General features: G+C 63.1%; 18 protein-coding genes and 1 pseudogene. 9 read left to right on the top strand and 10 right to left on the bottom strand.

Going from position 1 to position 20,189, the window contains the following annotated elements:
- Positions 1-59: 59 nt before the first annotated feature.
- Complete coding sequence (locus GVL04_RS14465; protein ID WP_159705783.1) at positions 60-1,244, bottom strand: substrate-binding domain-containing protein; 1,185 nt, start codon at positions 1,242-1,244, stop codon at positions 60-62.
- A 142-nt stretch (positions 1,245-1,386) separates the two neighbouring features.
- Here GVL04_RS14465 and GVL04_RS14460 point away from each other — a divergent pair, with 142 nt between their 5' ends.
- Positions 1,387-2,886, top strand: coding sequence for a sulfatase-like hydrolase/transferase (locus tag GVL04_RS14460; RefSeq protein WP_159705781.1), 1,500 nt, complete (start codon positions 1,387-1,389; stop codon positions 2,884-2,886).
- On the opposite strand, the gene GVL04_RS14455 is transcribed toward GVL04_RS14460, so the two are convergent.
- The gene (locus tag GVL04_RS14455) at positions 2,883-3,908 is read right to left on the bottom strand and encodes a Gfo/Idh/MocA family protein (protein ID WP_159705779.1); all 1,026 of its coding nucleotides are present in this window, start codon (positions 3,906-3,908) and stop codon (positions 2,883-2,885) included. The two genes, GVL04_RS14460 and GVL04_RS14455, sit on opposite strands and share 4 nt — an antisense overlap.
- Positions 3,909-4,167: 259 nt before the next feature.
- Here GVL04_RS14455 and GVL04_RS14450 point away from each other — a divergent pair, with 259 nt between their 5' ends.
- From GVL04_RS14450 to GVL04_RS14440, 3 genes are read left to right on the top strand one after another with little or no spacing between them, the layout of a single operon-like run.
- The gene (locus GVL04_RS14450; RefSeq protein WP_159705777.1) at positions 4,168-5,505 is read left to right on the top strand and encodes an ABC transporter substrate-binding protein; all 1,338 of its coding nucleotides are present in this window, start codon (positions 4,168-4,170) and stop codon (positions 5,503-5,505) included.
- Positions 5,505-6,503 (top strand): carbohydrate ABC transporter permease, encoded by a 999-nt coding sequence (locus tag GVL04_RS14445; RefSeq protein ID WP_159705775.1) that lies wholly within the window; start codon positions 5,505-5,507, stop codon positions 6,501-6,503. The genes GVL04_RS14450 and GVL04_RS14445 overlap by 1 nt, the downstream gene beginning before the upstream one ends.
- 10 nt (positions 6,504-6,513) lie before the next feature.
- Positions 6,514-7,422, top strand: coding sequence for a carbohydrate ABC transporter permease (locus GVL04_RS14440; protein ID WP_159705773.1), 909 nt, complete (start codon positions 6,514-6,516; stop codon positions 7,420-7,422).
- Between the two features lie 15 nt (positions 7,423-7,437).
- On the opposite strand, the gene GVL04_RS14435 is transcribed toward GVL04_RS14440, so the two are convergent.
- The gene (locus tag GVL04_RS14435; RefSeq protein ID WP_159705771.1) at positions 7,438-7,797 is read right to left on the bottom strand and encodes a VOC family protein; all 360 of its coding nucleotides are present in this window, start codon (positions 7,795-7,797) and stop codon (positions 7,438-7,440) included.
- A gap of 69 nt (positions 7,798-7,866) precedes the next feature.
- Here GVL04_RS14435 and GVL04_RS14430 point away from each other — a divergent pair, with 69 nt between their 5' ends.
- Both GVL04_RS14430 and GVL04_RS14425 read left to right on the top strand, forming a co-directional pair.
- Positions 7,867-8,181 (top strand): MmcQ/YjbR family DNA-binding protein, encoded by a 315-nt coding sequence (locus tag GVL04_RS14430; RefSeq protein WP_159705769.1) that lies wholly within the window; start codon positions 7,867-7,869, stop codon positions 8,179-8,181.
- 83 nt (positions 8,182-8,264) lie between these two features.
- Positions 8,265-8,558: a hypothetical protein gene (locus tag GVL04_RS14425; protein ID WP_159705767.1), complete on the top strand. Its 294-nt coding sequence runs from the start codon at positions 8,265-8,267 to the stop codon at positions 8,556-8,558.
- Positions 8,559-8,638: 80 nt separating this feature from the next.
- Here the strand turns inward: GVL04_RS14425 and GVL04_RS14420 are convergent, their stop codons facing one another.
- The 4 genes from GVL04_RS14420 to GVL04_RS14405 are packed head-to-tail and all read right to left on the bottom strand — an operon-like array spanning position 8,639 to position 13,745.
- Positions 8,639-9,451 (bottom strand): bifunctional allantoicase/(S)-ureidoglycine aminohydrolase, encoded by an 813-nt coding sequence (locus GVL04_RS14420; protein ID WP_159705765.1) that lies wholly within the window; start codon positions 9,449-9,451, stop codon positions 8,639-8,641.
- 14 nt (positions 9,452-9,465) lie between these two features.
- Entirely contained in the window at positions 9,466-10,728 is a 1,263-nt protein-coding gene (locus GVL04_RS14415) for an aldolase (protein ID WP_159705763.1), read from the bottom strand.
- A 1-nt stretch (position 10,729) separates the two neighbouring features.
- On the bottom strand, positions 10,730-12,328 hold the full coding sequence (aceB, locus tag GVL04_RS14410; protein WP_159705761.1) for a malate synthase A: 1,599 nt from the start codon (positions 12,326-12,328) through the stop codon (positions 10,730-10,732).
- Positions 12,329-12,344: 16 nt separating this feature from the next.
- Complete coding sequence (locus GVL04_RS14405; protein ID WP_159705759.1) at positions 12,345-13,745, bottom strand: NAD-dependent malic enzyme; 1,401 nt, start codon at positions 13,743-13,745, stop codon at positions 12,345-12,347.
- A 221-nt stretch (positions 13,746-13,966) separates the two neighbouring features.
- Here GVL04_RS14405 and GVL04_RS14400 point away from each other — a divergent pair, with 221 nt between their 5' ends.
- Positions 13,967-14,722, top strand: a complete 756-nt coding sequence (locus GVL04_RS14400; RefSeq protein ID WP_159705757.1) for an IclR family transcriptional regulator — start codon at positions 13,967-13,969, stop codon at positions 14,720-14,722.
- Between the two features lie 223 nt (positions 14,723-14,945).
- Here the strand turns inward: GVL04_RS14400 and GVL04_RS14395 are convergent, their stop codons facing one another.
- Positions 14,946-16,451 carry a nucleobase:cation symporter-2 family protein gene (locus tag GVL04_RS14395; protein ID WP_159705755.1) on the bottom strand — a complete coding sequence of 502 codons (1,506 nt, stop codon included), beginning with the start codon at positions 16,449-16,451 and terminating at the stop codon, positions 14,946-14,948.
- 177 nt (positions 16,452-16,628) lie between these two features.
- Positions 16,629-17,543 (bottom strand): factor-independent urate hydroxylase, encoded by a 915-nt coding sequence (gene pucL / locus GVL04_RS14390; RefSeq protein WP_200846853.1) that lies wholly within the window; start codon positions 17,541-17,543, stop codon positions 16,629-16,631.
- A gap of 370 nt (positions 17,544-17,913) precedes the next feature.
- On the opposite strand from pucL, the gene GVL04_RS24535 reads away from it, so the two are divergent.
- On the top strand, positions 17,914-18,090 hold the full coding sequence (locus GVL04_RS24535; RefSeq protein ID WP_014922716.1) for a hypothetical protein: 177 nt from the start codon (positions 17,914-17,916) through the stop codon (positions 18,088-18,090).
- 260 nt (positions 18,091-18,350) lie between these two features.
- Here the strand turns inward: GVL04_RS24535 and GVL04_RS14385 are convergent, their stop codons facing one another.
- The gene (locus tag GVL04_RS14385; protein ID WP_159705751.1) at positions 18,351-19,286 is read right to left on the bottom strand and encodes a type IV toxin-antitoxin system AbiEi family antitoxin domain-containing protein; all 936 of its coding nucleotides are present in this window, start codon (positions 19,284-19,286) and stop codon (positions 18,351-18,353) included.
- A gap of 502 nt (positions 19,287-19,788) precedes the next feature.
- On the opposite strand from GVL04_RS14385, the pseudogene GVL04_RS14380 reads away from it, so the two are divergent.
- Positions 19,789-20,189: pseudogene (locus GVL04_RS14380) on the top strand (MSCRAMM family adhesin SdrC); the annotation flags it as partial.

The raw sequence follows: 20,189 nt of genomic DNA, 5'->3' as shown, positions 1-20,189 counted from the left end.
GAGGCCTGTTCTGCGAGCTATTTGGCCCTCAACGGATGCAGAGCAGGCCCCACAACGAACTAGAGGGGGCTAACCAGCTTGGCCCCGCAGGAATCGCGCACCACGATTCGTGGCCGCAAGCGGATTTGGTACAGCGGACAAGCGTCGCCTTCGGTCAACCGGCGCAACAGGACATCGGCCGCCATGACGCCGAGCCGATGCTTGGCCGGGGACACCGCAGTGAGGGGAATCTGTGCGAGATCGGCCATTTCGTCGTCATAGGAAACCAAAGCAAGATCTTCCGGCACGCGGATCCCGCGCCTCCCTGCGGCCCCTTCCAACAGCGCCGCTTCCCGGTCGCCGAATACCAAAGCCGCTGTTGCGCCGCTGCCTGCCAGGAGCTGGAACATGTGCTCGGCCTGATCCGCTTCCCACTCCGGTTTGGTGGCGCTGAAGGCCATGTCGTAGTGCCCGGTTTTTTCCAGTCCCAGAGTCTCGACGGCAGCCGCATAGCCAGCGATCACCGCGGCCTGGGTTGGGTTGCTGCTGCGCGCGGCCTCGTTCGCCCGCGTGAGCAGCCCAATCTTTCGGTGACCCAAGCGATGGAGGTGCATCACGGCGTCGTACGCTCCGCCCTGGTGATCCGAGCAGACGTGTTCCGTCCGGTCTCCCGGCCCCAGGTCGTCCAGGCTCCGCTCCAGCAAGACCACGGGGACGGGCAGGGCCATGAGCTCGGCCACCCGCTGCTGGGGATTGTCCAAGCCGGTCAGCGTCGGCACCAGGATCAGCCCATCCACGCCGGCGTCCAGGAGGAAGTCGATGCTGGCGTTCTCCCGGGTGAAGTCATAGTGGTAGGTGGAAAGCTGCAGGCTGGCGCCGCGGGAGGACAGGTGTTCCTCGATGCCCTGAAGCACCTGCGGGTAGTAAAGCTGGGTGTCCGGCAGGAGGACGCCGATCACGTATCGGGAGCGCTTTTGCGAGCGCTGGGGCGCAGCCACGAAGCTCCCGGCACCCTGCCGCCGGACCACCAGCCCCTTGTCCACCAGGTCCTCGAACGCCCGGCGCACAGTAGTCAGCGACAGCCCGGTGTCGAGGGACAGTTGCTGCTCGGTAGGCAACTTTGTCCCGACAGCCCACGTCCCTGCCAGGATGCCTCGGCGCAGGTTGTCGCTGAGGTTCTGGAACTTCAGGTTTTGCTTGGCGGTGTCGCGGATGGTCGCGGAGGCGGGCTCAGCGTGGACGGGCTGCAGGTTCTTTCCGGGCATGATCAAACTCCACCTGTAAACGGACGATTCCTCCCATCTTGCCTCACTTTTTAGGGAGTATTTAGATACTAATTTCCTCCATCTGCAAGGTCTTGGGGAATGCTCATTGATTCCTCGCTTCGAGGCTGTGTAGCAATAAAGGGTGTCCAACGAAAAGCCGAACATCATCTTCATCCTGTGCGACGACCAAGGTGCCTGGGCGCTGGGTTGCGCCGGAAACTCCGAGATCCGCACTCCCAACCTGGATGCCCTCGCGGCCCGCGGAACGCGCTTGGAGAACTTCTTCTGCGTTTCGCCCGTCTGCTCGCCGGCCCGCGCCAGCCTCATGACCGGTGACATCCCTTCACGCCACGGCGTCCACGATTACTTGGCGGGCGTCGAAACGGGTCCCGAAGCAGTGGATTACCTCCAGGGGCAGCCCCTTTTCACGGATGCCTTGGCCGACGCCGGCTACCGCTTGGGGCTCTCCGGAAAATGGCACCTTGGCGCCAACGATGTGCCGAGGAAGGGTTTCAGCCACTGGTTCGCTTTGGAGGGTGGCGGCAGCCCTTATGACAGGTCAGTGATGTACAGGTTCGACGGCGGCACCAGCCACCGGGAGTCCGTCACTGAATACTTGACGGACGCGATCACCCGCGATGCCCTGGGCTTTATCGATGAAGCCTCGCAAGGATCCGAACCCTTCTTCCTTGCCCTCAACTACACCGCACCCCACAAACCCTGGAAGGGCCAGCACCCGCCCGAATTCGAGGAACTCTACAGGGACTGCCAGTTCACCAGCTGTCCGCAGGAACCCCTCCACCCATGGACGCCCACCGTGGATGGTGTGCCGATCGGCGGCGAGGCGGACGTGCGCGCTGCCTTGGTGGGGTACTTCGCGGCGGTGAGCGCCATGGACGCCGGGATCGGAGCGGTCCTGCGCCGGCTGGAAGGACTGGGCGTCCTGGGCAACACCCTTGTCATCTTCAGCAGCGACAACGGCTTCAACTGCGGCCACCACGGCATCTGGGGTAAAGGCAATGGGACATTCCCGCAGAATGTCTACGACTCCTCCGTCAAAGTCCCCGCGATCTTCGCGCTTCCGGGGCGGATCGCGGAAGGCATTGTCCTCCCGGAGCTGCTGTCCGCTTACGACATAGCGGCCACTGTTCTGGAGCTCGCAGGCCTCGACGCGAGGCCCTTCGAGCGCGGTCCCGGACAGTCTTTCGCGGAGCTGCTGCGCGTGCTGCCGGACGCCGCAGTGGATGGGACCGATGAGAACCCCGACGACGGCGGGCAGCCCGCCGCTGCCGGGGACCGCGCCGTCGTGGTCTTTGACGAATACGGCCCGGTCCGGATGATCCGCAGTGCGGAGTGGAAGTATGTGCACCGGTACCCGCATGGTCCCCACGAACTGTACGACCTTGTGGCCGACCCCGACGAACGGGAAAACCTTGTGGATGAACCGGCGCACGCAGGGCGTGTGGCAGGGATGAGGGCACAACTCCAGGAGTGGTTCCAACGCCACGCGGTCCCCGGGCTGGATGGAAGCTGGCTTCCGGTGGCCGGGGCAGGCCAGACTGCGTCCGTGCTGGATGATCCCTTGGGGGCCTTTACGCCACCCAACTGGGACGGCACGGCCGCAGCTGGCCCCGCCTCCTAGGGGACTTCGCTCAGGATGAGTCCGGCGCGGGTGGCGTCGCCGGACTCGTTGAGGACCAAGGGGGTACCGGACCCGGCTGCCTCGTAGGACGCCAGGACCACCTCCACGATGTGGCGGGCGTGTTCGACGCTGACTTTCGGTGTTCCGCCGTCGAGCACTCTGACGAAGTCCTGCAACTGCAGGAAGAAGCCCTCTTGGATATCTTGCGGCTGCGGCTCCCACATGGCGCGGGTCGTGCCGGCGCTGCGGACCAACGTTCCGCTGTGCGGGCTACAGGAAATGGTGCCGTGCTCGCACACGATGAGGACCTCGTCCATGCGCTGGGTGGCGTCGGAAACAACCACGACGTTGACATGGACGCCGTTGCGGAGAGTCAGCGAGATCGCGCCGTCCGTTTCCACCGGAACGCCGAACCGTTTGAGGGTTGAGGCATTGAGGGATTCGACCGGTGCGCCGCCGAACCAGATGGAACGGTCCAGGCAATGGCCGCCGATGTTCATCAGCGCACCGCCGCCGGCCATGGACTCGCTGAAGAACCACTCCGGACGGGTGCCGGGACGGTAGTCGGTGGTCCTGTAGTCGCGGATCATCAGGACCCGGCCCAGTTCGCCCCCGGCCAGGACGTCCTCGGCCGCCAGCTTCTCCGGCAGGAAATGCTGGATCTGTCCGATTACCAAGGACACCCCGGCGTCGCGGCAGGCCTGGATCATGCGATCGCAGTCGGTCACGGTGGTGGCCATGGGCTTTTCCACCAGGACGTGCAATCCGTGTTCTGCTGCGGCCAGCACCATCTCCAAATGCAACGCGTGCGGGGTATTGATGATCACTGCGTCCAGGCCGGCCTCGCGGAACATCACCGCGTAGTCGGTGTAGACCTGCGCACCCCAGGGCGATGCGACCCTTTCCGCGGCTTCCCTTTGCAGGTCGCAGACGGCAGCCATTTGGACGTTGTTGATCCGCCCAGCGGATTCGGCGTGGAAGTGTGCCACGGCACCGGCGCCAATGATTCCCAGTCGTATCAATTTCCCTCTTTAGCTCGGAGCCGAAGCGCGGACACTGCCTGCCCGCGCAGATCACCTTGATTGTTGGGGAGCATCAAGGGAGGAATAAATGCCTAATCGAAGTGAACTGCAGGCCTTGGTTCGGTAGCTGCGCTCAGGGATTCGGTTCCGTTGCCGACACATTCAAAAGTACTCATTGAATCCTGCTTTCACTGACTGTGAGAGTCGTCTCACTGAACCGCATCCGGCCGGTTCCCCCCTCACTTGAAAGGTGATTCCCATGGGCAAAACAGCCCGTCATCTTCGCCCGCTGGCCGCCCTGTTGGGTGCAGCACTCGCCCTGTCCACCACAGCATGCGGTGGAGCCACAGATGCCTCCACCGCGGCCGCGGCCGTGGACATTTCCGGCTCCATTTCGGGCCAAACCATCAACTACTGGTCCATGTGGAAGGACGGTGAGCCCCAGCAGAAGGTCATCGCCGCTGCCATTGCCGACTTCGAAAAGGAAACCGGAGCCAACGTCAGCGTCCAGTGGCAGGGCCGCAGCAATACGGAAAAGCTCGTCCCTGCCCTGAACACCAACAATGTCCCGGACCTGGTGGACGGAACGTTCGCCAAACTCGCGCCGGTCATTGGCGAAACCGGCCAGGCCAGCCCGCTCACGTCCGTGTACTCCTACGAGGTGGACGGCAAGGCAGTCAGTTCGGTGATTCCTGAGAAGTTCACCAGCAATGGGGTGTTCAAGGGAGAAGCCGGACAGCCATGGATGGTGCCATACAGCATCAGCTCGGATGGCATCTGGTTTGATGCCGCAAAGCACCCGGAGCTCAAAGCCAAGCCGCCGGCCACGTGGGATGAATTCATTGAGGTCCTGGACAAGCTGAAGGCCAGTGGAACGGCTCCCATCGCCGCCGACGGCGACGTTGCCGGCTACAACTCCACCTGGTTCGTTACGGCGCTGCTCCGGCTCAAGGGTGCCGGCAGTTTCAAGGAACTTGTTGAGGACAAGTCCGGTAAAGGATGGGACGACCCCGCTGTCCTCGAAGCAGCCCGGAAGGTTGAAACCCTCGTCAAAGGCGGATACCTCAACAGAGGCTACAACGCGAGCAAGTTCCCGGCGCAGCAGCAACTTTGGGCAAACGGCGACGCGTCCCTGATCCTCAACGGTTCCTGGACTCCTACCGAAACCGGTTCTTACGCCGCCCCGGGATTCGAATACTCCTCCTTCCAATTCCCGGCCATCGATGACAAGCCGGCCAGTGCCCGGGTGGACTTCATCGGCTTCGCTGTACCGGCGAAATCGCAGAACCAGGCCTCCGCGCAGCGGCTGGCAGCATTCATGTTGAGCGCCAAGTATCAGAACGCCCTTGGAACGGAAGCCAAAGTGCTGCCCGTGAGGTCGGACGCGCCGGTGGATCCCGCCGTCGCAAGTGTCAAAGCCGCCATTGATGCCGCTCCGGCGACCCACCTGCAGAACGACGGCGTGACTTTCCCCGGCTTTATGGAGAAGGTCTTCTTCCCCAAGGATGACGAGCTGTTCCTCGGGAAGACCTCTGCCGATGACTTCATCGCGAAGATGAAGGACGCCCAGATCCAGTACTGGAAGGACAACGGCTGATGACTCTCGACGTGAAGGAGCCCCGGACGGACGGTGCGGCTGCGCAAAGTCCGGGCTCCCGGAAAGCGGGCCCGCGAAAGCCGCAGCGCGGCAGCCGCCCCGGTGGAAGCTCCATCGACGCGCAGCGCAAGAAGCTGCTGGTTCCCTTCGTGGGTCCGGCGTTCGTCTTGTACACCGTCCTCTTCATCGTCCCCGCCCTTGGTGCGGTGTGGATCAGCCTGCACAAATGGGCGGGCTCAGGACCCATGAAGTTCGTTGGGTTGGACAACTACGGCAGGATCTTCCGGGACCAGCTGTTCCTGTTATCCTTCGGCAACACCTTGCTTCTGCTCTTCGTGGTGGGGACCGCGATCTTCGTCCTGGCTTTCGCCTTGACGCTGGTGCTCAGGGATATGGCCGGGAAGAAGATTGCCCGCAACGTCATCTTCTTCCCACACCTCATCAATGCGCTGGTGTTCGGTGTCCTCGCGGGCTTCATCTTCAACCCCGGAGGAATGGTCAACAGCCTCCTGGCGCCACTCGGAGTGACCGACCCGCCCAAGTGGCTGGCGCAGGACAACATCTTCCCGCTCATCATGGTCACCCTGGTTTGTACCACCACTGGTTACTTCACCACCATCCTGATGGCCGGCGTCGACCGTATTCCGCCCTACTACTACGAAGACTGCGCCTTGGCCGGGGCGTCTGCCTTCCAGCGGTTGCGCTACGTGATCCTGCCGCTGACCTGGGATGTTTTCGGGACCTGCGCCGTGTTGTGGACCATCTCGTCGGTGAAGATCTTCGAGATCGTCTGGGTCTTCGGTGGCAGTTCAGGGGCCGGCGTGCCGCCAACGCAGAGTTGGACTGCTGCCGTGTACACCTACGTCAACGCCTTCTCCGGACAGTCAACGCCCGCTTATGGAGCCGCGACGGCGTCTGCTGTGTTGTCTCTGGCCCTGATCTCCGTCTTGGTTGTCCTGCTGCGCCGCGCCATGCGTCGCGACGCCGTCGAGTTCTAAAGGAAAAGTCATGAGCGAATACAAACTGCAGGGATCCATGACAGCCACGCGCAGGCGGGGAAGGCGCGGCGTCAGCCCAGCCCTGCGTGGCGAGCGCAGCGTCCTCCGGGGGATCGGGGTTGCGCTGCTGTGGCTGGTGGTCGCAATCAGCATCGCAGCCCTGGTGTGGATGGTGGCCCAGGCATTCCGGGATACACGAGACATTCTTGATGACCCCTGGCACGTGCCATCGTCCTTGGACTTCGGCAACTTCGTCCGGGCATGGACGGTGGGCGACTTCGCTGTGGCTACCTGGAACAGCTTGATGACCACGGTGGTGTCCTCGGTCCTGACGGTAGCCATCGCCGCACCCTGCTCTTACTACCTGAGCCGCGTGGACAACAGGCTGACCCGTGGCCTGAGCTTGTACTTCATCCTGGGTTTGGGTATTCCCGCGCAGGTTATCCTGATTCCACTGTTCGTGATGCTCAACAAGGTGTACCTGACGGACAGCATCATCGGGTTGAACCTCGTGTACATAGGGGTCTCCATGCCCTTCACGGTCTTCCTGCTGACGGCGTTCTTCCGATCCCTCCCCTTGGAAATGGAAGAGGCAGCGGCACTGGATGGGACCACCGCATTCGGGACGTTCTGGCGCATCACGTTGCCCTTGGCGAAGGGAGGCATCCTGACGGCCTTCATCCTCCAGGTCATCTCGCACTGGAACGAGACACTCTTGGCCCTGACGCTCCTTCAATCCACTGAGAAATACACCCTGCCCGTGGCCCTGATTTCCTTCGTGCAGCAACAAACTTACTCGGGCGCTGACTGGGGCGGACTGTTCGCCGGGCTGGTGATCGTGGTCCTGCCGATGCTCATCATCTATGTATGGCTGGGCCGTCGGTTGACGGAGGGACTGACACTCGGGATGGGCAAGTAGCCCCCGACGGCGGTGCTACCGCGGGCCCTTGTCGATGACGCAGAAGCGGTTGCCGTCAGGGTCCGCGAGGACCACGAAGTCCGGATCCTCGGGGTACAGGTCCCAGTCGACGCCCTGGGCACCCAGACCGATGAGTCGGGCTACCTCGGCGGCCTGGTCGTCGGCGTAAAGGTCCAGGTGAATGCGGGGATGCTCCTGCACTGGGGTTTCACTCAGCATGAGGGCGAGCTGCGGGCCCGGACCTGACGCCGGAACCAGGATCACCCAGGTGTCATCGCCCGGCTCGCGGGGAACATAACCGAGCGCTCCGTGCCAGAATTCTGTGGCGCGGGCAATGTCATTGACGCCCAGGACAGTGCTGCCGATGGTCAACATTCGCCCAGCCTAGCTGCGGATTGCCCGGCATGTCTTGTCCTTGGCGGAGCGCAAGTGCCACAGTGAACCATGGCCACAGAAGACGATGTCCGGCGCATCTGCCTGGGCATGCCCGGTGTGAGTGAGCGTCCAAGCTGGGGGCGGCCGGCATGGTTCGCCAAGACCCTCATGGCACGTATCTGGGAAGAGGGCGTGGGCACAGTGAAAACCGACGAACGCGAAGCGCTCGCAGCCATGGAACCCGATACGTTCTTCTGGACCCCGCATCACGACCAATCCCCGCAGCTCATGTTGATCCGGCTGGAAAAGATCGACGTGGAAGAGCTCGATGAGCTGCTGCAGGAGTCGTACCGAATCGCCGGCGGCCCCGGCAAACCCAAGTAGGTCGCAGTTAATGCCGTTCTGAGCCCTCAAAACGGCCTTAACTGCGACTCAGTTGGGCGGGCGCGCGGGCTAGACTCGGCCGCATGGGGGAACACAAACTTGGGGAACACAGCACACCGAAGCCTGGCCGCAGAGTCTCTGCCGTCGTCGTGCCGTTGCTGGGACTGATCGCGGTGGTCGCCGGGGTCATCGTGGCGTGGAGCAACCTGGAGACGAACGTCGGCTGGTTTGCCTATGCGCCGCTGAGCAATGAGGTGTTCGTGGGAGACAACGGCTCATTCATCAGCAAGGAAACGCAGCTCGGACTGGGCATCGCGGGCATTGGCCTGCTTCTTCTCGCGTTCTGGGCCGGGCTCGCCATGGGCCGCCGCCGCTGAGTTCGCCGGAGAAACGCAAAATCGCCGGATAGCTCCAGCGAACTGGCAGCTATCCGGCGATCTCGGCGCAAGGGCAAGGACTAGGTGAGCTTCACCTGGCGGTTCATGTCCTTGTACAGCAGGTAACGGAACTCGCCCGGACCACCGGCGTAGCAAGCCTGCGGGCAGAACGCGCGCAGCCACATGAAGTCGCCGGCTTCCACCTCAACCCAGTCGTTGTTGAGCAGGTACATGGCCTTGCCCTCCAGGACGTACAGGCCGTGCTCCATGACGTGGGTCTCCGGGAAGGGGATCACACCGCCGGGCTGGAAAGTGACGATGTTGACCTGCATGTCGTGGGCGAGGTCGCTGGAGTCCGTGAAACGCGTGGTCTTCCAAACGTCGTCCGTGTCCGGCATGGAGGTGGGCTCCACGTCCTTCTCATTGGTGACGAAGGACTTGGCCTCGAAACCTTCAAGGCGTTCGTAGGCCTTGCGGATCCAGTGGAAGGAGACGATGTCGTCGGAGACGTTCTCCAGGCCCCACTCTGAACCGGCGGCAAGGTAGGCATAGCCGCCCTCTTCGAGGTGGTGCAGCTCGCCGTCGAGGGTCAGGTTGACCTGGCCCTTGGTGACGAAGATGACGCCCTCGACGCCGGCCTCGAACTCGGCCTTGGGAGCCCCGCCGCCCGGTGCGATCTCCACGATCAGCTGGGAGAACGTGGTGGCGAAACCGGAGATCGGCCGCGCGATGATCCACGAACGCGTGTTGGAGAAGCCCGGCAGGTTGCTGGTGACGATGTCCGTCATGACGCCCTTGGGGATCACCGTGTAAGCCTCGGTGACGATGGCCCGTTCGGTGGTCAGCTGGGTCTGCGGCGGCAGGCCGCCCTGCGGGTAGTAGTACTTGCCCATGCGAGATGCTCCTATCAGTGCGAAGTTGGTTGTGCGAGCCGCGGGTGCGCAAGTGCGGTCAGCTGTGAAAGTTCGACGCCGGCAAGCGCCTTGACCTCGTCGGTCCCCACTGCGCCGCACTGGACGCCGCGGAGGACGAAGCCGGCAAGTGCGCGGGCGGTGGCGGGTTCGTCCATGACGCCGCCTTCGGTGCGCTCCACGTAGTTGCGCAGGCGGAGGGCCGCTGCGGGCAGGCCTTCGCGGTAGAAAGCGTACGACGCCGAGAAACGGCTGGGCAGCTGGGCTGCGTGCAGATCCCACCCCTGGTAGTAGCCGTTTTCCAGGGAACGCCGGACCAGCCGGCCGTGCAGCTTCCAGGCATCTTCCACACCGTCGCCGACGGGGATGATGTTGGTGGAACCGTCGGAGAGGCGGATGCCCGTGCCTGCGACGGCGAGCTGCATGACTTCCTTGGCGAAGTCGGCCACCGGGTGCTCCATGGACTGGTACTCGGCGGAGATCCCCAAGGATGCGCTGTAGTCGTACGTCCCGTAGTGCAGGGCGCTGATCCGGCCCGGAACAACGTGGGGGAGTTGGGCTACAGGCGAGGTTCCGTCAGCGCCGAGGATGAGCTGCGGCGTTTCCACCTGCACCTCGAAGCGAAGCCGGCCGGCGGGAAGCCCATGGACTTCCTCAAGGCGGGACACCGCGAAGTCCATCGCCTGCACCTGGGCCACCGTGGTGACTTTGGGCAGGGTGAGGATCAGGCCATCCGGGAGTTCGCCGGCAGCGGCCAACGTGGAGACGAACAGGTCCAGGGTCTTCAGGCCGCGTGCCCGGGTGGGGGCCTCGAAGCACTTGAAGCGGATGCCGATGAACGGCGGGGCCGTGCCGGCCGCGACTGCTGCTGCAACCTTCTTGGCGGCAGCAACGGCGTCGGCGTCTTCTGCCTCGTCCCCGCGGTCGCCGTAGCCGTCTTCGAAGTCCAAACGGAGGTCTTCGATCGGCTCAGCAGAAAGCTTCGCCGCCACACGGGATGCAACAGCGGCAGCCAAGTCAGGCTCCTGGCCCAACAGCTGGCCTAGCTTTTCGAGGCCGCCGTGAGCGTCCGCCGTCGCCAGTGCCTGGGTGCCCCAATCTGCCACAAAGGTGGGTGTGAAGCGGTCGGCCGGAATGTAGACGGTGTGGATGGGCTGGCGTGAGCCGTCGTCACCGGGGTAGTTGCGGTCCAGCAACTGGTCCGTCGCCTCAAGCTGCGACTCGATGTGGGCCAGATCAGAGGAAGAGAATGAGCCCATCTCAGCCCACCAGCTCATACGCGGGCGTGGTGAGGAAGTCCGTGTAATCGTCGGACAAACAGATGTCTTCGATCAGCTTGGACGCGGGCTCGTAGTACGCCTTGAAGTTCTCGTCGCCGAACTCGATGCGCAGGCGCTCGGTTTCTTCGCCCAGGATGCGGCTGACGAGTTCGCGGGTCACGGTGTTGCCCGTGTCCGCGAGGACGGACTTGTTGCGGATCTGCTGCCACACCTGCGAGCGGGAGATCTCCGCCGTCGCTGCGTCTTCCATGAGGTTGTGGATGGCCACGGCGCCGCTGCCGGAGATCCAGACGCCCGTGTAGGCGACGGCGACGTACAGGTTCAGGCGCAGGCCGGCTTCCGTCACGGTTCCGCCGGCGGAGGCGACGTCGATGAGCTGCTCAGCCGTGACGCTCACCTCGGGACGCTGCTTATCCAGCTGGTTGGGACGGTCGCCCAGCACGGAGTCAAAGACTTCGCGGCAGGTGGAGACCAGATCCGGGTGGGCAACCCAGGAGCCGTCGAAGCCATCGTTTGCCTCGCGGGTCTTGTCGGCGCGGACCTTGTCGAAGGCCGCGGCGGTGACGTCGGGCTGCTTGCGGTTGGGAATGACAGCGGCCATGCCACCCATGGCGAAGGCGCCGCGGTTGTGGCAGGTCTTGACCAGGAGCTCGGTGTAGGCGCGCATGAACGGTGCAGTCATGGCCACGGTGGCGCGGTCCGGGAGGACGAACTCTTCGCCGGCATCACGGAAGTACTTGATGATGCTGAAGAGGTAATCCCAGCGGCCGGCGTTCAGGCCCGAGGCGTGGTCGCGCAGTTCGTAGAGGATCTCGTCCATCTCGAACGCTGCCGGGATGGTCTCGATGAGCACGGTGGCGCGGACGCTGCCCTGCGGGATGCCGAGGAAGTCCTGCGCGAACACGAAGACATCGTTCCAGAGGCGTGCCTCCAGATGGCTTTCCATCTTGGGCAGGTAGTAGTACGGGCCGTGACCGTTGAGGAGGAGCTGCTTGGCGATGTGGAAGAAGTGCAGGCCGAAGTCCACCAGCGCACCCACGGTGGGTTCGCCGTCGATCAGCAGGTGCCGTTCTTCCATGTGCCAGCCACGCGGGCGGGCCACCACAACGGCCAGGGGAGCGTCGGTGCGGAGCCGGTATTCCTTGCCTTCGGGCGAGGTGTAGCTCAGGGTTCCCAGGGCGGCGTCGCGGAGGTTGAGGATGGCGTCGATGACGTTCGGCCACGTGGGCGTGCTGGCGTCTTCGAGGTCCGCGAGCCACACCTTGGCGCCGGAGTTCAGGGCGTTGATGGCCATCTTCGCCGGGGTTGCCGGGCCGGTCATTTCAACGCGGCGGTCCTGCAAGGCTGCCGGTGCCTCGGCGACCTTCCAGTCGCCGTCGCGGATGTCCTGGGTCTCCGGGAGGAAGTCCAGGCGGCTGGTGTCAGCAACCTTCTGGCGCTTGACGCCGCGGGCCTGAAGAAGCTCGTTGCGCGTGCCGGCGAAGCGCTTGTGCAGTTCCTCGATGAAGGCCAGTGCCTTGGGGGTGAGGATTTCCTCGGCACGATCGATCGGCCGGGGATCAGTGACTGTGATAGCCATGTGGCGGTGTCCTTTTCTAGAGTGCGCTGGCGGCGTTGGCGTGCGCAGCATTGGCTACGGCGGTCGCTACATCGGCGGCAACATGGGGATCGAAGACGCTGGGGATAATGTAACTCGCGTTGAGCTCATCGTCAGCCACCCGGTTGGCAATTGCCTCGGCGGCGGCCACCAGCATGTTCGGCGTAATGTCCGATGCTCCGGCGTCCAGCAGGCCCCGGAAGAAGCCGGGGAAGGCCAGCACATTGTTGATCTGGTTCGGGAAGTCGCTGCGTCCCGTAGCCACCACTGCTGCGTGCTTGGAAGCGATAACCGGATCGATTTCCGGTGTCGGGTTGGCCATGGCGAACACGATCGCGTCCTCGGCCATCGAAGCGACCTGCTCCTCGCCGATCACGTGCGGAGCGCTGACACCGATGAACACGTCTGCACCCTTGAGGGCGTCGTGGAGGGTGCCGGAGAAGCCTTCTTCGTTGGTGTTCGCGGCGATCCAGCTGCGGTGCTCGTCGCCGTATTCCTCACCGGAGTGGATGGCGCCGGAGCGGCCGGCGGCGATGATGTGCTGAGCGCCCTGGGCCTTGAGGAGCTGGATGATGGCCGAGCCGGCAGCGCCGACGCCCGAAACCACGATCTTGACCTCGGAGAGCTTCTTGTCCACAACACGGAGGGCGTTGACCAAGGCAGCGAGCGTGACGATCGCGGTGCCGTGCTGGTCATCGTGGAAGACCGGGATGTCGAGCTCTTCGCGGAGGCGGTTTTCGATTTCGAAGCAGCGCGGTGCGGCGATGTCTTCGAGGTTGATGCCACCGTAGACGGGGGCCATGGCCTTGGCGATCATGATGATCTCTTCGGTGTCCTGGGTGTCCAGGCAGACCGGCCAGGCGTCGACGTTGGCGAACTGCTTGAACAGCGCAGCCTTGCCTTCCATGACGGGCAGTGCCGCTGCGGGGCCGATGTTGCCCAGGCCCAGAACGGCCGAACCGTCGGTGAGGACGGCGATGGTGTTGCGCTTGACCGTCAGGTTGCGGGCAGCGGCCGGATCTTCAGCGATGGCCATGCAAACACGCGCGACGCCGGGAGTGTAGGCACGCGAGAGATCGTCGCGGTTGCGCAGGGCCACCTTGGGGACGACCTCGAGCTTGCCGCCGAGGTGCATGAGGAAGGTGCGGTCCGAGACGTGCTGGACGGTGACGCCGTCGAGGGCGTTCAGGGCGTCCTTGACGCGGGCGGCGTGGTCGTCGTCGGTGGTGTTGCAAGTGACGTCAACAACGATCGTCTCGTGGTGGGATTCCGTGACGTCCAGCGCGGTGATTGCTGCACCGGCTGCGCCGACGGCTGCTGCCAGTTCGCTGGTAGCGGTGAAGCTCGACGGTGCGGCGACGCGCAGGGTGATCGAGTTTCCGGGGCTCGGATTCGCCATTGAAATTCCTCCTGTTAGGCCCGTTCCCGGGCCGCCGTTCCAAACTGAATGTTTTCGTATTATGGATATTATTATCTACAAAGTGGAAACACAACCCCCTGCCCGGTCATCTTCGGTGTCGTCGCGCAGGTGCGTGCTGTGCTGTATGTTGGGTGTTCTAAGCAATTCTTTTCACGATGCGGATAAGAGTTGTCGGAATCTGAGTCATTGGAGACAAGGGAATGGCTGAAAAAGCCTCCGGAGGCGTGCAGTCCGTTGAGCGCGTCTTTGAACTGCTGGAACTGATCACGGATGCGGGTGGCGATGTCACCCTGAGCGAGCTCTCGTCATCCACTGACCTGCCCTTGCCCACCATCCATCGCCTTTTGAGGACCTTGGTGTCCCTGGGCTACATCCGTCAGCTGCCCAACCGCCGCTACGCGCTGGGCCCGCGGCTCATCCGGCTCGGCGAAGGTGCCAGCAAGCAGCTCGGTGCCGTGGCCCGCCCGCAGCTGAAGACCCTGGTGGAACGCCTCGGCGAGACCTCCAACATGGCGGTCCTCGATTCCGACATGGTCATCTACGTCGCCCAGGTCCCGTCCATGCACTCCATGCGCATGTTCACCGAAGTCGGCCGCCGCGCCCACACGCACGATACCGGCGTGGGCAAAGCAATCCTGGCCCAGTTGGACGACGAAGTTGTCCGCGGCATCGTGGCCCGCACCGGCATGCCCACCCCCACGGCCAAGAGCATCGGCGACATCGACTCCCTGCTCGCGGACCTCAAGCTCATCCGCGAACGTGGCTACTCCATTGACGAGGAAGAGCAGGAGCTCGGCGTACGCTGCTTCGCCATGGCTGTCCCGAACGCTCCTACTCCCACCGCGATCTCCGTCTCCGGACCGATCACCCGTGTGGACCAGAGCTTCGCCGACCGCGCCGTGCCCATGCTGCGTGAAGCAGCCAGGGCGATCTCCGCGGAGCTCAACCAGAACTAGCTTTCTCACTCCGCCGAGTTGGCATTTGATGGCAATGTTTCCCAGAAACATTGCCATCTTTTGTTATCTCGGGAGACCAAGTGTGGGCCTGCGCAAGGTGGGCTGCCCTCAAAGCCGAGTGCCGCCGTCGTACATTCCGTGCGGGGCGGCTACCACGCGACGCGACAAAAGGCGGCAGTGTCCCCCAAGGAAAACACTGCCGCCTGTTATCTGCGCAAGGGTGCTAGTGCTCTGACGCGCTGGAGGTCTTGAGCGGGACTTCCTTGCCGTCGGCGTCGATCAGCTTGCCGTTCTCGAAGCGGTCGCCTTCGCTCAGGCACTTGATGTCCTCTTCGCTGACGATCCTGTCAGTACCGGCGACGAATACGGACTGGTTGTCCGAGTTGCCGGCCTTGAAGTGGTTGAAGAGGATGTTCAGCAGGATGGCCATGACGGCTGCCGAGCTGATACCGGAGTGGAAGATCGTGGCGAACCAGGACGGGAACTGGTCGTAGAACTTCGGGGCGGCGATGGGGATCATGCCGAAGCCGATCGAAGCAGCCACGATGATCAGGTTCATGTTGTTCTTGTACTCAACCTTGGCCAGGGTGCGGATACCGCTGGCGGCCACTGTACCGAACAGCACGACGCCGGCGCCGCCCAGGACGGGCGTCGGAACCGCTGCGACAACCCGGCCCAGGATCGGCAGGAGGCCGAGGATGACCAGGATGAGACCGCCGGCGCTGACCACGAAGCGGCTCTTGATGCCCGTGATGGCCACGAGGCCCACGTTCTGGGCGAAGGCGCTCTGGGTGAACGAGTTGAACAGTGGGGAGATGGCGCTGGAGAGCATGTCTGCACGGAGGCCGTCGCCGATGCGGCGGGAGTCAACCTTGGTATCCACGATTTCGCCCACTGCGATGATGTCGGCCGAGGTCTCCGTCAGGGTCACCAGGATGACGATAAGCATGGAGATGATCGCGGCGATTTCGAAGGTCGGAGCGCCGAAAGCGAAGGGCGTGGGGAACGCAACGATGTCGCCCTGGCCCACCTTGGAGAAGTCAGCCATGCCGGCAACCAGCGCGATGATGGTGCCGATGACCATGGCCAGCAGGATGGAGAGACGGGAGATGGCGGCGTTGCCGACCTTGCTCAGGAGGAGGACAACACCCATGGTTGCTGCCGCGAGGCCAATGTTGGCCATGCTGCCGTAGTTGTCAGCCTTGGCGTTGCCACCCATGGCCCAGTTTGCTGCGACCGGCATCAGCGTCAGGCCGATGGTGGTGATCACGGTGCCGGTGACAACCGGCGGGAAGAACTTAATGATCTTGGAGAACAGGGGCGTGATCGCCAAGCCGATCAGCGAGGCCACAATGACTGAGCCGAACACCGCCTGGATTCCACCGCCACCTTGGACGATCGCCACCATGGTGGAAACGCCGGCGAAGGAAACGCCCTGGACCAGCGGCAACTGCGAGCCGAAGAACGGAATGCCAACCGTCTGAAGGATGGTGGCCAGGCCGCCAACGAACAAACAGGCGGCGATGAGGAGGCCGATGTCCTGCGAGGACATTCCGGCGGCCGCACCGATGATCAGGGGCGGGGCAATGATTCCGCCGTACATGGTCAGGACGTGCTGGAAGCCGTAAGCGAACGTGCTTCCGATGGAGAGGCGCTTGTCCTCGGGACGTTCCGGCTGATGCTTCTGCGAAGAGGTATTCGCAGGGCGGGACTTCTTTTTGATGTTCATGGCAGACTTTCTGGGTTCATGGCAGACGTCTTCGTCTGGCTAACTGTGTCTGGCTAACAAAATCTTTAGGTTTTTGGGGTCGGGTTTGTGTGCAGATCCAGCGTTTACGGGGCGCCGTTGTCGGGACCTGCACACAAACCCGTTGGTGGTGCGGTTTAGTGCGGTTTCGGTGCGGGCTTAGCAGAAGCCGGCGATGCCGCTCCAGGCAACCGGTGCAGCGGGGATGTTCTCCCGCTGGACCGTCGCTTCGATGAGGCCGTACGGGCGATCAGCCGCGAAGAAGACCTCGTTGGGGTTGTCCAGGCCGAACGGGCTCAGGTCAACCAGGAAGTGGTGCTTGTTGGGCATGGAGAACTTGATCTCGTCCACTTCGCTGTGTGCTTCCAGGACCTTCTTGCCCATGTCGAACAGCGTCTGCTGCAGGGCGTGGGAGTAGTTCTCGGTGAAGCCTTCAAGCAGGAGTGCCTTGATGTCCTCGTAGCTCTTGTTGAAGTCCGTTCCGGCGAAATCCAGGTTGGTGTTGTAGCGCCAGCGGGCGGATACATCGGTGGCCAGGATGCGGTCGGTGGTCTCCGGCAGGGTGGTGTACTTGTCGCGCGGGTAGCCGACGAAGCCGGACTGCGTGGTCTTCAGGACGGTCAGGTCCTTGAGGCCGGAAATAAGGTGGGTGGTTGCGCCATCGCGGACGACGACGGCGGTACGCACCTCTTGTCCGTTGCGGACGAAGCTGTGGTCGTGTCCCTCGCCGTGGGCCTGGATGCGATCCCAGCTGTAGGCTTCAGCTTCCCAGCGGCCGCCGGTGACCCAGTCGAATCCGCCGGTGAAGTGGTCTGCAAGGCGCAGGAGGAAGGACTCGGGGGAGCCGATGCCTTCACGAGCGAACGCGTAGACGGTGTTCTTCTGGGTGTCGGTGGCGACGACGTGGCCGTTGTCGCCTTCCAGGTGTGCGGCCTGGAAATCGCCGCGCAGCTGCGAGGTGACGTTCAGGTCTTCGATGTGGTGGCGGTCCGTATCCCGAGTGACCTTGACGACGCGGACTTCTGCTTTGCCGTACTGGTTTTCGCCGAGGACGATGTTGTTGCTCATGGTCATATCCCAACTTCTGTGAGGTGGAACCTACGTTCCATCAATGAAATTAAGCGCGTGTTTCCACCGCGTTTCTGGTGGAGCCGACCCAACAAAAAAGAGCCAGCATCCATGGATGCCAGCTCATTACGACCCTGCCTGCTGCTCTCAGGTTACGTGACCTACGCCACGAACTCATTCGAGAGTAGCGCATGATTTCGGCTTATGTACATGGGTTCCCGTGGATCGTTATGAACCATCCAAATGTGACCGGGGCAACTCACTTCGCCCGGATGGGGGTCTTGACGCGTTCTTTCCCAGCTGCCTACACTTTCCACATAACAATAAAAGTTTTCCGAAGAGCGGAAACTGTGTGCATGAGAAAGAGGAGGAATAGATGGACTCGAAGGATACGAACAACGTCGTGGAATTCCCGGCGCCCGGTCAGGAGCTGTACCTGCCCTTTGGTGCAACAGATCCGGACTTCTACATTCCGGCCGACTGTGACCGCAAAGCCGGCGGGTTCTCCCGTTGGCTGCGCGCGCTCCCGGTGTTCGGCCGGCAGCGCCCCTAGGCACTTGGGGGCGCGGACTCTGCGCAACAGAGCCAACGAGGCGGGCGATACCTGGGGAGGTATCGCCCGCTTTTGTGTGCCTTCTGCCCGCTGCCCGCGCCCGATTGCTGTGGCCCCGTTTCGATGCCTCGCTGCAGATTGTGCCGTGGGTTCAGCACTGTGCGCAGCGAACCCCCGAATGGGGCCTTAGCGATCCGTGCGAACCTTCAGCATGCCCGAATCCGACCGCGCTCCCAGGCCGCTGCACCCCGCGGAGCCGCCTAGCTGTTGCTCCGCAGGACCCGCAGCACACTCGTCTTGAACTCCTGTTCCCGAAACAAGTGCTGCCACTTAATCCGGATAAACTTCCAGTCCTGTGCCATGAGGGCCTTCTCGCGTTGGCGTTCCTGGTAGATGACCTCGGCCGTGGGGGCGTAGTCGAAGTACTTCACTTTCCCGTCGAACTCCAAGGCAACTTTCTTTTCCCGCCACGCAAAGTCCAGGCGATGACGACCCTCAGTGGAAGACACCTCCACCTGCAGCTCGGGGAGTTCGATGCGTAACCGTTGGAGAAGTTCGCGGGTCAAGGTTTCGCCGGGTGATTCGGAGCGGGCGTCGGCGTTCCCCAGGGCCCGGCGCAGGGCGAGAACTCCGTTGCGCCCGGCCAACGAAGCACACTTTTGGTGGATTGTTCCGACGTCGACGCCCATCCGAAGGGCATGGTCCATCAGCACCAAGGATTGCCTGTAGTTCAGCATCAGGCAGCAGTCCACGACGGTTCTTTCCAGGGAGGTGCATGGCATGCCGTTGATAAGCACTATTTCTTGGGCTTCCAGTTGGCGCGCATGCGGCACGACATTGTTGCCGTGGGAGGAGCGTGAAGCAGTTGAACCAGTCGTGATGTGCACGCGGTCATCAACGTCCCAGAGAAACAATCCGTGGAGGCGTGCGGCTGAGGTGTGGCTGTAGACCAAGCCGCCGGACGACGTCGACAGTGTTCCGTGCGCGTGAGCTGCGATCAGCTGCCGGCCGCGTACCCATGGCTTTTGAGCAGCCCACGTGCTGCCCCGGATATAGCAACCTCGACGAAGTCGTACCAGATGGCCGGCCCGCACGAACGAGGCAATCTTCCTATCGTTGAACCCCAGCTCATGGAGCTCGGCGGTCCGCCATAGATCCATCCCTGCAGGGAGCCCGGTTGCGTCACTGTTCGCCATGGAACAAGCCTTGAATGAACCGTTCAGTACGGACAGGAGCGGACTGCCCTATGTGGATAAGCCCGAATCGATGGCTCGCTGCAGGCCATGCCGTGAGAGTGGTGGGTTGCGCAGCGAAGCATCGAAATGGCCAATGTGATCTGCGTAACAATCGGCAGGGTACTTAGGGCTTCACGTAAGCTGGGCTGACGGCCACCCTCTTGGGTCTTCAAGGCCGTGGCGGCCCTGACTGACGGGTTGCGCTTGCTCGCTCGATGACGCCGGGCAGTACGTCCGCACGCGTCGCACCGCAGCATGTCGAGTAAAAACTGATGCTCGTCATCGAGCTATGCCGGGACATTCATCCCCGGCTGAAATCCCTGCCTTGGCAGGTGACAAAAGAGCCGGGAGTGGGGATCCGGCGCCGCAGCAGCTCGAAGTTAGGCTGCTACCCCAAAGGAATACATGTCATGAAACTCAAGGTCTCAATGCTTGGGGCGGTGATCGCGTTGGCTCTCGCTGGGTGCACGACGCCGACACCGACACCGTCGACAACTGCCACGGCACCTACGCCGTCGCCGACTGCGACCACGGCAACCTCGACTCCGACGGCTACGTCCACGCGTACGGCGACTGCAACGCCGACGCCGACGCGTACTGCAACCCCCACCCCGACGTCCACGCGTACGGCGACTGCAACCCCGACGCCGACCCCGACGTCCACGCGTACGGCGACTGCAACCCCGACGCCGACCCCGACGTCCACGCGTACGGCGACTGCAACCCCGACGCCGACGCCGACCCCGAGCGTCACCAGCGCAAGCCCGACCCCGACCCCGACACCGACGCCTACCCGTACTGCGACGCCGACGCCGACGCCTACCCGTACTGCGACGCCGACACCGACGCCTACCCGTACTGCGA

Origin of the sequence: Arthrobacter sp. 18067 (assembly GCF_902706295.1) — a bacterium.
Lineage (GTDB): Bacteria > Actinomycetota > Actinomycetes > Actinomycetales > Micrococcaceae > Arthrobacter.
This window is presented reverse-complemented; position numbering and strand designations above follow the sequence as displayed.